The organism is Cupriavidus pauculus (genome assembly GCF_003854935.1).
Classification (GTDB): Bacteria; Pseudomonadota; Gammaproteobacteria; order Burkholderiales; family Burkholderiaceae; genus Cupriavidus; species Cupriavidus pauculus_C.
In genome coordinates this window covers 205,243-218,098 of the sequence record NZ_CP033970.1, presented here as the reverse complement: position 1 = coordinate 218,098, position 12,856 = coordinate 205,243, and the positions used below count along the sequence as shown (strand labels likewise).

Annotated in this window: 14 protein-coding genes; 4 read left to right on the top strand and 10 right to left on the bottom strand. The window is 67.5% G+C overall.

Annotation, left to right across the window (positions count from 1 at the left end):
• The first annotated feature begins 56 nt into the window (after positions 1-56).
• Entirely contained in the window at positions 57-683 is a 627-nt protein-coding gene (locus tag EHF44_RS19185) for an MlaC/ttg2D family ABC transporter substrate-binding protein (protein WP_124685332.1), read from the top strand.
• A 48-nt stretch (positions 684-731) separates the two neighbouring features.
• Here the strand turns inward: EHF44_RS19185 and hpnH are convergent, their stop codons facing one another.
• A complete protein-coding gene (gene hpnH / locus EHF44_RS19180) occupies positions 732-1,901 on the bottom strand; it encodes an adenosyl-hopene transferase HpnH (protein ID WP_124685331.1) in 1,170 nt (389 codons plus the stop codon).
• A 32-nt stretch (positions 1,902-1,933) separates the two neighbouring features.
• The gene (gene ispH / locus EHF44_RS19175; protein ID WP_124685330.1) at positions 1,934-2,932 is read right to left on the bottom strand and encodes a 4-hydroxy-3-methylbut-2-enyl diphosphate reductase; all 999 of its coding nucleotides are present in this window, start codon (positions 2,930-2,932) and stop codon (positions 1,934-1,936) included.
• A gap of 281 nt (positions 2,933-3,213) precedes the next feature.
• On the opposite strand from ispH, the gene hpnA reads away from it, so the two are divergent.
• On the top strand, positions 3,214-4,152 hold the full coding sequence (gene hpnA, locus EHF44_RS19170) for a hopanoid-associated sugar epimerase (protein ID WP_253700394.1): 939 nt from the start codon (positions 3,214-3,216) through the stop codon (positions 4,150-4,152).
• Between the two features lie 23 nt (positions 4,153-4,175).
• Here hpnA and EHF44_RS19165 read toward each other — a convergent pair whose 3' ends face one another.
• From EHF44_RS19165 to EHF44_RS19155, 3 genes are all read right to left on the bottom strand, one after another.
• Positions 4,176-5,321, bottom strand: coding sequence for a glycosyltransferase (locus EHF44_RS19165; protein ID WP_172966132.1), 1,146 nt, complete (start codon positions 5,319-5,321; stop codon positions 4,176-4,178).
• A gap of 272 nt (positions 5,322-5,593) precedes the next feature.
• Positions 5,594-5,878 carry a hypothetical protein gene (locus EHF44_RS19160; RefSeq protein ID WP_124685328.1) on the bottom strand — a complete coding sequence of 95 codons (285 nt, stop codon included), beginning with the start codon at positions 5,876-5,878 and terminating at the stop codon, positions 5,594-5,596.
• A 127-nt stretch (positions 5,879-6,005) separates the two neighbouring features.
• Entirely contained in the window at positions 6,006-6,275 is a 270-nt protein-coding gene (locus tag EHF44_RS19155) for a hypothetical protein (RefSeq protein ID WP_124685327.1), read from the bottom strand.
• A gap of 201 nt (positions 6,276-6,476) precedes the next feature.
• Here EHF44_RS19155 and EHF44_RS19150 point away from each other — a divergent pair, with 201 nt between their 5' ends.
• Positions 6,477-7,598: an AGE family epimerase/isomerase gene (locus EHF44_RS19150; RefSeq protein ID WP_172966131.1), complete on the top strand. Its 1,122-nt coding sequence runs from the start codon at positions 6,477-6,479 to the stop codon at positions 7,596-7,598.
• 2 nt (positions 7,599-7,600) lie between these two features.
• On the opposite strand, the gene EHF44_RS19145 is transcribed toward EHF44_RS19150, so the two are convergent.
• Complete coding sequence (locus EHF44_RS19145; protein ID WP_124685326.1) at positions 7,601-8,458, bottom strand: LysR family transcriptional regulator; 858 nt, start codon at positions 8,456-8,458, stop codon at positions 7,601-7,603.
• A 133-nt stretch (positions 8,459-8,591) separates the two neighbouring features.
• Between EHF44_RS19145 and mdtD the strand changes: the two genes are divergently transcribed.
• Positions 8,592-10,004, top strand: coding sequence for a multidrug transporter subunit MdtD (gene mdtD, locus EHF44_RS19140; RefSeq protein WP_253700251.1), 1,413 nt, complete (start codon positions 8,592-8,594; stop codon positions 10,002-10,004).
• A gap of 7 nt (positions 10,005-10,011) precedes the next feature.
• On the opposite strand, the gene EHF44_RS19135 is transcribed toward mdtD, so the two are convergent.
• The 4 genes from EHF44_RS19135 to EHF44_RS19120 all read right to left on the bottom strand — a co-directional run bounded on the left by EHF44_RS19135 (position 10,012) and on the right by EHF44_RS19120 (position 12,781).
• Entirely contained in the window at positions 10,012-11,178 is a 1,167-nt protein-coding gene (locus tag EHF44_RS19135; protein WP_124685325.1) for an AAA family ATPase, read from the bottom strand.
• A 120-nt stretch (positions 11,179-11,298) separates the two neighbouring features.
• Positions 11,299-11,670, bottom strand: coding sequence for a hypothetical protein (locus EHF44_RS19130; protein WP_124685324.1), 372 nt, complete (start codon positions 11,668-11,670; stop codon positions 11,299-11,301).
• Between the two features lie 46 nt (positions 11,671-11,716).
• A complete protein-coding gene (locus EHF44_RS19125; RefSeq protein WP_124685323.1) occupies positions 11,717-12,388 on the bottom strand; it encodes an alpha/beta hydrolase in 672 nt (223 codons plus the stop codon).
• A gap of 87 nt (positions 12,389-12,475) precedes the next feature.
• A complete protein-coding gene (locus EHF44_RS19120) occupies positions 12,476-12,781 on the bottom strand; it encodes a hypothetical protein (RefSeq protein WP_124685322.1) in 306 nt (101 codons plus the stop codon).
• Between the last annotated feature and the right edge of the window lie 75 nt (positions 12,782-12,856).

The window sequence follows — 12,856 nt, the reverse complement described above, 5'->3', positions numbered from 1 at the left end:
CGATCCGCTATATACTGGCCCGACTGGCCAACCCGGCCGTGTTGCCCCGAAGAGTCATGAACCGTTACGGAATCCTCCCCGCCGCGATCATCGCGCCCATCGCCATGGTGGCCATCGTGTCCACCGCCCATGCGCAGGCCACCGCGAGCGCGTCGCCCGACAAGCTGGTGCAGGCGGCTGTCGAAGGCGTGATCACGAAGATCAAGTCCGACCCCGAAACCCGCGCCGGCGACCTTGCAAAAATTACCGCAGTCGTGCGCCGTGAATTCCTGCCTTACACCGACTTCGGCCGCACCACGCGGCTGGCCGTCGGCAACGCCTGGAAACAGGCCACCCCCGAGCAGCAAAAAACGCTCCAGGAACAGTTCACTTCGTTGCTGGTGCGCAGCTATGCCGTGTCGCTGTCGCAACTGCGCGAGCAGAGCCCCAAGTTCTCGTACAAGCCGGCCAAGACGGGCAGCAACGCCAACGACTCGGTCGTGGCGACGCGGGTGCTGAACAACGGGGACGAAATGCTGATCGACTACCGGCTGCAGAAAGGCGCCGACGGCTGGAAGATCTACGACATCAACATGATGGGTGCGTGGCTGATCGAGGTTTATCGCAAGCAGTTTGCGGACATCGTGGCACGCGACGGGATCGACGGGCTGATCAAGTACCTGACCAGTCACAACGCGCGGTAGGCGGTTGGGTTTTGCCCTCTCCCGCAGCGCGGGAGAGGGCCGTCCAGATCAGTGGACCTGGGCGGTCGCCTGGACCTTCTCGGCGCGGCTGCCCTGCGCCTTCTTCAGGTTGCCGATCTCGGCCAGCTTGATCTCCACGTGGCGCGAGAACACGTATTCGGCCGGGCGCTGCTTGTCCAGCGGGATGTCCGGGGCCATCGGGCCGTCGGTCTTCACGCCGCGCAGGCTCACGCCCAGCGCCTTGATCGGGTGGGCGAACGTGTCGGCCACGGCCGTGGCCTCGAAGCCGCTGTGGACCATGCAGTTGGCGCACTTTTCGTAGTTGCCAACCCCGTAGGCGTCCCAGTCGGTGCCTTCCATCAGTTCCTTGAACGTCTTCACGTAGCCTTCGCCCACCAGGTAGCACGGACGCTGCCAGCCGAACACCGTGCGGGCCGGGTTGCCCCACGGCGTGCACTTGTAGGTCTGGTTGCCGGCCAGGAAGTCCAGGAACATCGTCGACTGGCTGAACGCCCAGTTCTTGCCGGCGTTGCCGCGGGCCAGGATGTCGCGGAAGAGCTGCTTGGTCTTGCCGCGGTGCAGGAAGTGCTGCTGGTCCGGGGCGCGCTCGTAGGCGTAGCCCGGCGACACGGTGATGCCGTCCACGCCCATCGCCTTGACCGAGTCGAAGAACTGGGCCACGCGGTCCGGCTTGGCGTCGTTGAACAGCGTGCAGTTGATGTTCACGCGGAAGCCGCGCTCCTTGGCCATGCGGATGGCTTCGACGCAGCGGTCGTAGACGCCTTCCTGGTTGACCGAGTGGTCATGCATCTCGCGGTCGCCGTCCAGGTGGATCGACCACACGAAGTACGGGCTCGGCTCGTACTGGTCGATCTTCTTTTCCAGCAGCAGCGCGTTGGTGCACAGGTAGACAAAGCGCTTGCGGGCGATGATGCCGCGCACGATCTCCGGCATGTCCTTGTGCAGCAGCGGCTCGCCGCCGGCGATGGACACCACGGGCGCGCCGCATTCGTCCACGGCTTCCAGGCATTCCGCCACCGACAGGCGCTGGTTCAGAATGGGGTCCGGATAGTCGATCTTGCCGCAGCCGGAGCAGGCCAGGTTGCAGCGGAACAGGGGTTCGAGCATCAGGGCGAGCGGATAGCGCTTCTGGCCGGAAAGATGCTTGCGGACGATGTAGGCGCCTACGCGGGCGACCTGGAGAAACGGGATGGCCAAGGGGGTGCTTCCTTCTGGTTCAGTGTGTCGGTTCAGCCTGCAGCCGTCTGGCTGGCAAGCCGGGCGTCACTGATGTCGGTTGTTCTTCTGGCCCCTGGGGCCAGCGTTGCATCGGCTAGTTCAGCCGGCAGGCGGAATTCGGCATGTTCCTCGATGCCTTCCATGACCGATACGTCGACCGGACCAAGGCGTCGCAGGGCGGCAATGACGTCTTCCACCATGTCTTCGGGCGCCGAGGCGCCCGCGGTAATGCCCACGACATTCGCGTCGCGGACCCAGGCCGGGTCCAGTTCGCTGCCGTCGGCGATCAGGTAGCTCGGCACGCCGCTTTCCGTGCCGATCTCGCGCAGCCGGTTCGAATTCGAACTGTTGGTGGCCCCGATCACGAGAATCACATCCACGCGTGTGGACAAGTCGCGCACGGCGCTTTGCCGGTTTTGCGTGGCATAGCAGATATCGCGCGTACTGGGCCCGACCAGGTCGGTAAACCGCCGGCCGAGCGCCGCAATGATATTACGGGTGTCGTCCACGGACAACGTGGTCTGGGTGATATAGGCAACCGGCGCGTCGGCCGGCAGGTCCAGCCTGGCCACGTCGGCCTCGTTCTGCACCAGGATCACCCTGCCCGGAATCTGGCCGATCGTGCCTTCCACCTCGGGGTGCCCGGCATGGCCGATCAGCACCACGTGGCGCCCGGCCGCCGCGTACTGGCGGCCCTGGTTATGGACCTTGATGACGAGCGGGCAGGTGGCGTCGATGGCATGCAGCTCGCGTCGCTGCGCCTCTTGAATCACTTTCCGCGACACGCCGTGGGCGCTGAAGATCGTGACGGCATCGCCCGGCACCTCGTCGAGTTCCTCGACGAACCGCGCGCCTTTCTTCCGCAGCCCGGCCACGACGTGCTTGTTATGGACGATCTCGTGGCGGACGTAGACGGGGGCGCCGTACTTGATCAGGGCGCGGTCGACGATGTCGATCGCCCGGACCACGCCGGCACAGAAGCCCCTGGGCTGGGCAAGTATTACCTGCATGCAGACGGCCCCCCGACCCTCTTGTGACAATTCCTGGACATTACTTTTTTTTGGTATTCCGGCATCACTTCCCCGGTTCACGGTAGGTACTATATACCGGGTCGGATTTTCGCGTCGTCGCGTGGGGTATTGCCAACACTGGCATTCCGGTGAAAATGCGCGACTGCCGTCCGCGATAACGCGCCATCGTCGCGGAACGTGCACGCAACGCCAACAGGGGATTTGAAATTCACAATTGCATTCTCGTGACAGGAGCCTCGGGCTTCCTCGGTTCTTCGGTCATGCGCCAGGCGCTGGAGCGCGGTTTCCAGGTGCGGGTGCTGGTGCGACCCACCAGCCCGCGCGCCAATCTGGCCGGCCTGCCCGTGGAGGTGGTGGAGGGCGACATGCGCGACCCGGCGTCGATGGCGCGGGCCATGGCGGGCGTCCGCTACCTGTTCCATGTGGCGGCCGACTACCGGCTCTGGGCGCCCGATCCGGAGGAAATCGTCCGGTCGAACGTCGATGGCACGGTGACGACGATGAACGCGGCCCGCGACGCCGGCGTCGAGCGCATCATCTACACCAGCAGTGTGGCCACGCTGCGAGTGGCCGGGGCCACCGGCCCGGTCGACGAGACCGCCGCCATGGCCGGGCACGAGGCCATCGGCGCCTACAAGCGCAGCAAGGTGCTGGCCGAGCGCGAGGTGGAGCGGCTGGTGGCCGAGGGGCTGCCGGCGGTCATCGTGAACCCGTCCACGCCGATTGGCCCGCGCGACGTCCGGCCCACGCCCACCGGGCGGATCATCGTCGAGGCGGCCACCGGCAAGATCCCGGCTTTCGTCGATACGGGCCTGAACCTCGCCCACGTGGACGACGTGGCGAACGGTCATTTCCTGGCGCTGGACAAAGGCCGGATCGGCGAACGCTACATCCTGGGCGGCCAGGACGTGCTGCTGCGGCAGATGCTGGCCGACATCGCCGGCATGGCGGGCCGCAAGGCGCCGACCATCGAATTGCCGCGCTGGCCGCTGTATCCGATCGCCCGGGTGGCGGAAACCATCGCCCAGTTCACGAAAAAAGAGCCGTTCGTGACCGTTGACGGCCTGAAGATGTCGCAATACCGGATGTTCTTCACATCGGCCAAGGCCGAGCGGGAGCTGGGCTACACCGCCCGCCCGTACCAGCAGGCGCTGCAAGACGCGCTGGACTGGTTCCGCGGCAACGGCTACCTGAAGTAGCCGCCCTGGGCAGGAGCCGGGCCTCAGGAGCGCACCGGCGCCTGGCTGCGGCCCTTCCACTGGCCGCCGCGCCGCAGGTAGTAACGGCGCGCGGAGTCCAGCGTGGCGCCCAGGTAAAAAAGCGCGGTCAGCGGCAGCAGCGGCGCCAGCCAGGCCGGCTGGCGATACTCGCGCAGCATGGGGCGATAGCTGACCGCCATCAACACCCACGCCAGCCATGCCGGCCACAGCGCGGCGCCGCCTGCCAGTGCCAGCACGGGCGGCGCCAGGTAGGTCAGGACCATGCCGAGCGTGGCGCCCGCCAGCATCGCCGGCGAATAGTGGAGTTGGGTGTAGGCGCTGCGGGCGATCATGTTCCACAGGCTTTGCCAGTCGTCGTACGGACGCAGCGAAATGCTGTCGTCGGCCAGGTCGAGCCGGATGGACCCACCTGCCTTGATCTTCGCGGCCAGGCTGCAATCGTCGATCAACTCTCCGCGAATGGCCGCGAAACCGCCGATCCGGGCCAGCGCCGAGCGCCGCGCCAGCATGCAGCCACCAGCCGCGCCCGCCACCTTGCTGCGGGAGTCTGCCACGCGGCGGAACGGATAGAGTTTGGCGAAATAGAACACAAAAGCCGGCACGATCATGCGTTCCCACCACGATTCGCAGCGCAGCCGCACCATCAGCGACGTCAGGTCGCGCTGCTCGTGCTCGGCGCGTGCCACCAGTTCGCGGATGGTCTGGGGGCCGTGCCAGATATCGGCATCGGTCAGGAAGACGAAACCCGCGTCCGGCATCTGCCGGTCAGCTTCGGCCAGCCCTTCGGACTGGGCCCACACTTTGCCGCTCCAGCCAGCCGGCAGGTCGCGCGCGGCGATGACCGTCAGCGCGTCGGCCTTGCCGATTGACACGGCCGCCGCGCGGGCGATGTCGGCGGTGCCGTCGGCGCTATGGTCGTCCACCACCACCAGTTGTAGACGGCCCGGGTATTGCTGGGTCAGCACCCCGGTCACCGCGCGGGCAATCACGTCGGCCTCGTTGCGCGCCGGAATCACGCCGATGACCGGTGGCCACGCGGCCGGATCGGGCGAGGGCAGGGGCTTCTGCACGCGCCAGAAGCCGGCGCGCGCGAACACGAGGACACACCAGACCAGCAGGGTCAGCAGGGACAATCCGAACAGCAGCATGAGATGTACTTGAGAAAGCGTTGCGCCGGCCAGGCCGGATTCGGCACGATGGCGGGGCGGACGAGGCGCGCATCATACCCCGCGATGCGCCGTTCGTTCCTGGCCAGGACCGCCGTCACGCGGCGGTCGCATGGTGTTGTCACTGGCGCTCCGGGCCAAGGATGGCGGCAGCCATTGTAGCCAGCCGGAGCGGTTGTTGCAGATGTGTGTGTCGTGAAAGCTGGACGGGGAGGTGGTTCCCCGTCCGGTGTCAGCCCGGCAGCCGGGCCGGGTCAGCGCGCGTGGTGGACGCCCGGTGCCGGGCGCGGTCCCGGCGGCTGGCGATGCCAGTCCTGCGCGATGTCCGGAAACACATCGCACTCGCCGCGCACGATGTTCTCGATCGTCGCGCAGATGCCTTCGGTGCCGCGCGGCCCCACGCAGACCAGGCTGCGTGGATGGTCGGAATGCGCCGGAATGGCGTAGACGTGCATGCCCTCGCGGTAGAGGGGATGCTGGGTGAGCCGCTCGTTCAGGATCTCGACAAAGCGGCTGGGGCTTACGGTTGGCTTGTCCATCGCTGTCTCCCTACGGGTCTCCAGCCTATGGCGGGGACGTGCCAGGTTCAAGCGGCTCGGCGGCGCTTCAAGCGCTCATTGGGTCGCATCGTCACGTAATGTCACGCATGTTGACGGGTGGCTACGTTCAGTGGGCCGCGCGGGCGGCGCCCAGGTCACCCACTTCGCTGGCAATGCGGCGCCCGTCGAGCATGCCGTTGCCGGTGGCCCAGCAGGCGGCCTCGGCTTCGGCGTGGGACGAATAGTCGGTCTGGGCTTCGATCATGCTGTCGCAGTCGGCGCCGCCGCATTTCTCCTCCACGACGATGCGCCAGGTGTAGCGCCCGGGCGGGTCTTCCATGACGTGCATGACCAGCGTGCGGCGGTGATCGGACAGGGACATCGGATGGGTGGGCATGGCGTTCTCCCTGGGCAGGCGGCCCGGTGGACTTCCACCATAGTCAGCGGTTCCCGGCAATTCCAGCCCGATTTGATGCAGTGCGGCGTCCGCGGCCTTTGCATGGCCGATGCGTCCTGCTATCGTGCTGGCCTTGGGATTCGGGGTCGACATGGCCGCCTGACAACGGCCCGGACCGGACCCGCTCGTGGAGCCTCGACCATGCCTGCCGATCCGAATCTGACCCCGCGCATTACCGCGCTGCTCACCCACTTCAACACCGTCGTGCCGCCCGCCTGGACGGGTGCCGGCTGGAACCCTTCGATGCAGCTCGCGCACGAGGCGCTGGACGGCGCCACGGGCCAGCCCCGCCCGGACCAGCGCTATCGCACGATGGCCTGCGCGCGGCAGCTCTACGTCTTTGCCACCATGGGCAACCTTGCCCACGCCGCCACGCTGTTCGGTTCGCTGGTGCGCCATTTTGGCGATGGCGCGGGCGGCTGGCTCTACAGCATCGACCCGCAGGGGGCGCCGCTCGATACCACGCGCGACCTCTATACCCACGCCTTCGTCGTCTACGCCTGCGCGCACTACTACCGCGCCAGCCGCGACCCCGCCGCGCTGGACGTCCTGCATCGCACCGTGGCCGTGATCGAATCACGCTTTGCCGATGGCAACGGGCTCTATCACGCGGCATTGGCGGCCAATTTTGGTTCGAACGACAGCGGCGTGCTGCAGAACCCGATCATGCATCTGACCGAGGCGTACCTGGCGGCGCTGGACGTCGCCAATGAACCGTGGATGGCGCAGCGGCTCAAGACGCTGGCCGATGCGGTACATGCCACGTTCGTCGATCCGGCCGACGGCTGCGTGGCCGAGCTGCCGCGCGGCGCGGCTGGCAACCGGATCGAGCCCGGCCATCAGTTCGAGTGGTATTCGCTGGTCATGACCGCGCCGGCGCTGTTTGCCGATGGCCCGCTGGCCGCCACGCTGCCGCGCGCCTACGACTTTGCCCGGCGGCACGGCGTGGCCGCCGGCACGCTGGGCGTCTGCGCCGCGCTGGACGGGCAGGGCGCCGTGCAGGACGCCACCGAGCGCATCTGGGCGCAGACCGAGTTCGCGCGAGCGCTGGTCGTGCACGCGGCCGTGCAGCACGACGATGCGCCGCTGGCCGAGCTGGCGGACTGGATCGACAGCTTCCAGCGCCGCTTCCTCCATGCCCGGGGCTGGCACGAGTGCCTGGCGCCGGACGGCGCCGTGGTGCGCGCCGAAATGCCGTCCACCACGCCCTATCACCTGCTCACGTCCTTGCAGGCGCTGCGCGCGCTGCTGCCGGCTGCCTGACGCTAGTCCGCGCGCGGCGCGCGCAGGTCGCTCTGGCGGATCAACTGGAGCAGCGTGTCCGCCGGTTTCGACAGCCGCCGCGCGGCCAGCGTGATGAATTCCACCTCGGGCAGCGCCGGCAGCGCGTGCCCGTTGATCGGCGAGACCAGCCCGCCGCCAGTCAGGTTCTGGGCCCGTACCGTGATGCCGAGTCCGCCGCGCGCCGCGGCAATGCAGCCGGAATGGCTGCTGCTGGTGCAGACCATGCGCCACTGCCAGCCGGCGGCGGCCAGCGTATCGAGCACGACCGACCTTGTGACGCTCGGCTCGTTGACGAGGATCAGCGGCAGCGGCTGCCCCACGTCGACGACCGTGCCCGGCCGCGCCAGCCATTCAAGCTGCCCCCGGAACAGCGGCACGCCGCGCCGCTCGCCTTCGCGGCGCTTGCCGATCATCAGGTCCAGTTCGCCCGCCTCCAGCCATTCGTAAAGCTTGCCGGTCATGCCGATGTTGATTTCCAGCTCCACGTCCGGGTGCGTGGCACGGAACGCGGCCAGCACATTGGGCAGCGGGCCCTGCGCCAGGTCTTCCGACGTGCCCAGCCGCACGCGGCCCTGCAGCCGGGGCGCGCTGAACTGCTGCTCGGCGCGCGCCAGCGTTTCCAGGATCAGCCGCGCATGCACCAGCAGCGCCTCGCCGTCGGGGGTCAGGGCCAGGCTGTGGGTATCGCGCACGAACAGCCGCCGGCCCACGCTCTGTTCGAGCCGGCGGATATGGTCGCTGACCGACGACTGCGAGAAGCCAAGCTGGCGCCCGGCGTCGGTAAAACTGCGCGACGTGGCCACCGTGGCAAAGGTCTGGATCCAGATGGGATTGAGCATCGCGGCATTGTCATCGGGTTTGCCGATGGCAGTCAATCAAGCTAGAGGGGTTCCCGATGGGGGCCGCGGTCCGTACCATGGAGGCCGGTTGTTCGCGGTTTTCCCCGATGGACGCCGCCCCTGGAATCGAATCATGCACACCGCCCCCGCCCCAGCCGCCAGCCCGGCCGCATCCCGCAAAGCCATGCTCTGGATCGTCTTCGCCGGCTTCTTCATGCAGACGCTGGACACGACGATCGTCAACACCGCGCTGCCGTCGATGGCCCACAGCCTGGGCGAAAAACCGCTCGACCTGAAACCGGTGGTGGTGGCCTATACGCTGACCATGGCGATGCTGACGCCGGCGTCGGGCTGGCTGGCCGACAAGTTCGGTACGCGGCGCGTGTACTTCAGCGCGATCCTGATCTTCGTGCTGGGATCGGTGTTCTGCGCCTCGGCCCACACGTTGACGCAGCTGGTAATCGCGCGGGTGCTGCAGGGGGTGGGCGGCTCGATGCTGCTGCCGGTGGGCCGGCTGGCCGTGCTGCGCAATATTCCGGGCGAGCAGTACATCGCGGCGCTGGCGTTCGTGTCGATTGCCGGGCAGGTGGGGCCGATCTTCGGGCCCGTGCTGGGCGGCTGGCTGGTGCAGAGCGCGTCGTGGCACTGGATCTTCCTGATCAACGTGCCGGTGGGGCTGGTGGGCCTGTTCGCCGTGCGCCGCTACCTGCCGGCGGGGGAATCCGGCGTGGCGCCGCCATTTGACTGGATCGGCTGCGGCCTGCTGTCGCTGTGCATGGTGACGTTCTCGCTGGCGCTGGAAAATGGTGGGCACGGCACGGGCAGCGCGCTGCTGGCCGCCGTCAGCGTTGCCAGCGCGCTGCTCTACATTCCCCACGCGCGCCGGCACGCCACGCCGCTGTTCCGGCTGGCGCTGTTCCGCGAGCCCAACTTCAGCATCGGGCTGATCGGCAATCTGGTGTGCCGCATCGGCTCGGGCGCCGTGCCGTTCCTGCTGCCGCTGCTGTTCCAGTTGCAGCTTGGCTATTCGCCGCTGCACTCGGGGATGATGCTGCTGCCGGTGGCCATCGCGGGCACGCTGTCCAAGCGGTGGATCGTGCCGCTGGTCAATCGCTTTGGCTACGACGCCTTCCTGCTCGTCAACACGGTGATCGTCGGCGCGTCGATCGCGTCGTTCTCGGCGATGTCGCCGGGCTGGCCGCTGGCCCTGTCGATCGTGCAGCTTGCGGTGTTCGGCGCGGCCAATTCGATGCAGTTCGCGGCCATGAACAGCGTGACGCTGAAGGGCCTGACCCGCGAGGACGCCGGCAGCGGCAACAGCCTGTTCTCGATGGTGCAGATGCTGGCCATCGGGCTTGGCGTGACCATCGGCGGCGGCCTCGTCGGCCTGTTCTCGCTCAAGCTGGGCGCCGCCGCGCCGGCCTACCGGCTGACCTTCCTGGTCGTCGGCACCATCACGCTGCTGTCCGCCGTGGTCTTCCGCCGGCTCGACGCCGGCCTGCTGAATCCGAAGTCGGTGAAACGCGCCGCCGTGCAGGCACGGTAGCAGTGCCTCAGCCGGCCGGCGGCGGCCAGCCGCCTTGTGCCGCCAGCGCCTGGTACCACTCGTGCATCGCCGAATCCTGCACGGAATACTCGCCGCGCGCGGACTTCCAGACCAAGGCGGGGGTACGGTCGCGCAGGCTGTCCAGCGCCGCCTGCACCTTCTGCGGCGACACGGTCAGCCCGGGGCAACGCTCCCGATAGAACGCGAGCGATTCGGCATCGTAGGGCCGGAACGCGCGCCCGGCCGCCAGCATGCGCCAGAGCACCGCCTGCTCCAGCGGCTTCAGGCCCAGGAAGTCGGACTGCATCTGCGCGGTGTCCTGCGCCTGCCGCCGGCGCGCGGCGGCCAGCACGCGCTGCTCGAAGCGTTCGCCGTCGCCGGCCTCCAAGGGGTTCAATGCCTCGCCAATCGCGGCGTGGAAGAACTGTGGCCGCTGGCCGAACAGCTCGAACGCCTGGAACAGCGCCGCGTGGTCCACCGGTTTCAGGTCGGGCCGCTGCGTGCCGATCAGATCGGCCACATAGTCGACGTAGCGTTTGCCCAGCGTCGGCATCTGGTGGATCGACGAGCCATAGAAGGGCGCGGCAGCGGAATTGACCAGCCGCAGCAGCTTGTCGCGGTCTGAGCCGGACATCACCAGCATCAGCGTGACGTTGTCCGGCGTGTTCATCTGGTCGCGGGCGGACTTCAGCGCTGCCATGGCCGCTTCGCCCCATTCGCTGGTCAGCGCGTGCTGCGCTTCGTCGATCAGCAGCGCCACGGGTTTGCCGGCGGCCCGGTGCAGAGCCTGCAGCGCCTGCGGCAGCGTGGCGCCGTCGGGCCGGCCGATCTTCGACGTGTCGATCTTCAGCGTGCCGGCGATGGTGACGCTTTCCAGCCGGGCCTTGCGCGCCGCGCGCGCCACCACGCCCTGGTGGTCGGCCAGCGCCAGCGCAATGCCCTCGGCGATCAGCTCGCCGGGATCGCGGCGCTGGTTCGACCACAGGTCGACGTAGATGACGAGCACATGGTTGTCTTCCAGCGCGGGCAGCAGGTCGTGCTGCAGGAACATCGACTTGCCCGTGCGCCGGGGTGCCGCCAGGAACAGCCCATTCTGCGCATCGCCAAACATGGCGCGGCCCTGCAGCTGGGTGGCCAGGTCGGCCGCAAGGTCGGGTCGGCGGTAGTAGCCCATCCTTTTATCCGGAATTATTTCGATCCGGATAATTTATGGAATCCGGGATAAAAGTCAATAATTGGGCGTCCCGTGACACGAAAAGAGGCTCATAATGCACCTTTACGGGGCTGCGGCCGGCTATTCCTCTACCCCGTTCTCGCGCAGCATCCGCTCGCATTCGTCGAGCATGTCGTGGGCAAAGGCAGACTGGTAGTTGGGGTCGAGCGCTTCCATCATCTCGTGTGACGCATAGAGCCCGGCTTCGCGCGACAGCGTATCGGCCAGTTGCCGCGCAAGCTGGTCGCTCAGTTCGGACAGCAGGCGCCGTTCCGACAGCGCCAGTTGCAGCTTCGATCGCGACAGCCAGCTCGCGGCCAGCGTGGCGCCCTGGGCGTCGGTCAGCCATTTCCCATGCTCGTAGAACGCCGCCAGCCGTTCGGCGGTCAGCGCGAACATCAGCGCCTTGCGGGTGTTGAAGTCGATACGGGGCGGAGGCGATGCGGGAATCATGGGCAGCGGGGCAGGGTGACAAGGCGCGCCATGGTAGCGCAGGCGCTCAGGCAAAGCGGGCTTGCAGCCATGCGCCGATGTCGGCGATTTCTTCCAGGCAGACCGAATGCGGCATGCTGGCGTACGCCTGCCAGGTGATCGGCTGCCCCCGGGCGGTCAGGAAATCACGCGCCCGGATGCCCAGCGCCATCGGCACCACCTCGTCGGCGGTGCCATGGGCGGCAAACACCGGCGTGGCCGCGTTGGCGGGCGTGGCTTCGGCCTCGATCAGTTCGGTGGACGGGATGTAGGTGGACAGCGCAATCACGCCGGCCAGCGCTTCCGGGTGGGTCAGCGCCGTGGTGTAGGCAATGGCGCCACCCTGCGAGAAGCCGGCCAGCACGATGTTGGCGGTGGGCACGCCGCGTTCGTTTTCGCGGGCGATCAGGGCGCGGATGGCATCGCGCGACTGCCTGATGCCGGCCAGGTCGGCCTTGCGGCCCGCTTCATCCAGCGAGTAGATGTCGTACCACGCCGGCATCACGTAGCCGCCGTTGCAGGTGACCGGGATGGCTGGGGCGTGGGGAAAGACAAAGCGGACGGCGGCGGTGGCGGGCAGGCCCAGTTCGGGCACGACGGGCACGAAATCGCTGCCGTCGGCGCCCAGCCCGTGCATCCAGATCACGGCATGGGTCGGATGCGGGGCGGTTTCGATGTCAATGGCGGGCAACAGGCGCATGGCCGCTCCAGGGGATGCCGGAAAGCGGGCAGTATCGCACAGGCGCCTGGCGCGTCCGTGCGACGGTCTGCTGCGGTAAGACAGGGATCAGGCGGCGCTCGGGACGATCGGAATCGTGGCCAGGCCGGGGGCGCTGCGCGCGGGCGACGTGGATTGCAGCACGGGCATGTCCGGCTGCGGCGACGACCCGAAGCGGCGGTCGGCCACGCCTTCCACGCCGGTGGCGCCCACCTCTTCCAGGAAGGCGATCATGTTGCGGTAGTAATCGACTTGCATCTGCGCTTCAAGCAGGCGGCGTTCGGCCTGGAAGAGCGTCAGCCTCATGTCTTGCAGTTCCTTTTCGGCGATCTTCTCTGGCGTCGGCGGACTGAACAAGTTTGCAAGCGAACGCATGGCAGTTACCTCCCGGGGCTTTTGTACGTCTGGTGAGTCATTTCGGTTGAGCGCGCCATGCCGTCAAATATAGAC

Bases quoted from the DNA above. Each gene is read 5' to 3' on its own strand.
- EHF44_RS19185 (WP_124685332.1), top strand. From the start codon at position 57: ATGAACCGTTACGGAATCCTCCCCGCCGCGATCATCGCGCCCATCGCC.
- ispH (WP_124685330.1), bottom strand. From the start codon at position 2,932: ATGCAGGTAATACTTGCCCAGCCCAGGGGCTTCTGTGCCGGCGTGGTC.
- hpnA (WP_253700394.1), top strand. From the start codon at position 3,214: ATGCGCCAGGCGCTGGAGCGCGGTTTCCAGGTGCGGGTGCTGGTGCGA.
- EHF44_RS19165 (WP_172966132.1), bottom strand. From the start codon at position 5,321: ATGCTGCTGTTCGGATTGTCCCTGCTGACCCTGCTGGTCTGGTGTGTC.
- EHF44_RS19160 (WP_124685328.1), bottom strand. From the start codon at position 5,878: ATGGACAAGCCAACCGTAAGCCCCAGCCGCTTTGTCGAGATCCTGAAC.
- EHF44_RS19155 (WP_124685327.1), bottom strand. From the start codon at position 6,275: ATGCCCACCCATCCGATGTCCCTGTCCGATCACCGCCGCACGCTGGTC.
- EHF44_RS19150 (WP_172966131.1), top strand. From the start codon at position 6,477: ATGCCTGCCGATCCGAATCTGACCCCGCGCATTACCGCGCTGCTCACC.
- EHF44_RS19145 (WP_124685326.1), bottom strand. From the start codon at position 8,458: ATGCTCAATCCCATCTGGATCCAGACCTTTGCCACGGTGGCCACGTCG.
- mdtD (WP_253700251.1), top strand. From the start codon at position 8,592: ATGCACACCGCCCCCGCCCCAGCCGCCAGCCCGGCCGCATCCCGCAAA.
- EHF44_RS19135 (WP_124685325.1), bottom strand. From the start codon at position 11,178: ATGGGCTACTACCGCCGACCCGACCTTGCGGCCGACCTGGCCACCCAG.
- EHF44_RS19130 (WP_124685324.1), bottom strand. From the start codon at position 11,670: ATGATTCCCGCATCGCCTCCGCCCCGTATCGACTTCAACACCCGCAAG.
- EHF44_RS19125 (WP_124685323.1), bottom strand. From the start codon at position 12,388: ATGCGCCTGTTGCCCGCCATTGACATCGAAACCGCCCCGCATCCGACC.
- EHF44_RS19120 (WP_124685322.1), bottom strand. From the start codon at position 12,781: ATGCGTTCGCTTGCAAACTTGTTCAGTCCGCCGACGCCAGAGAAGATC.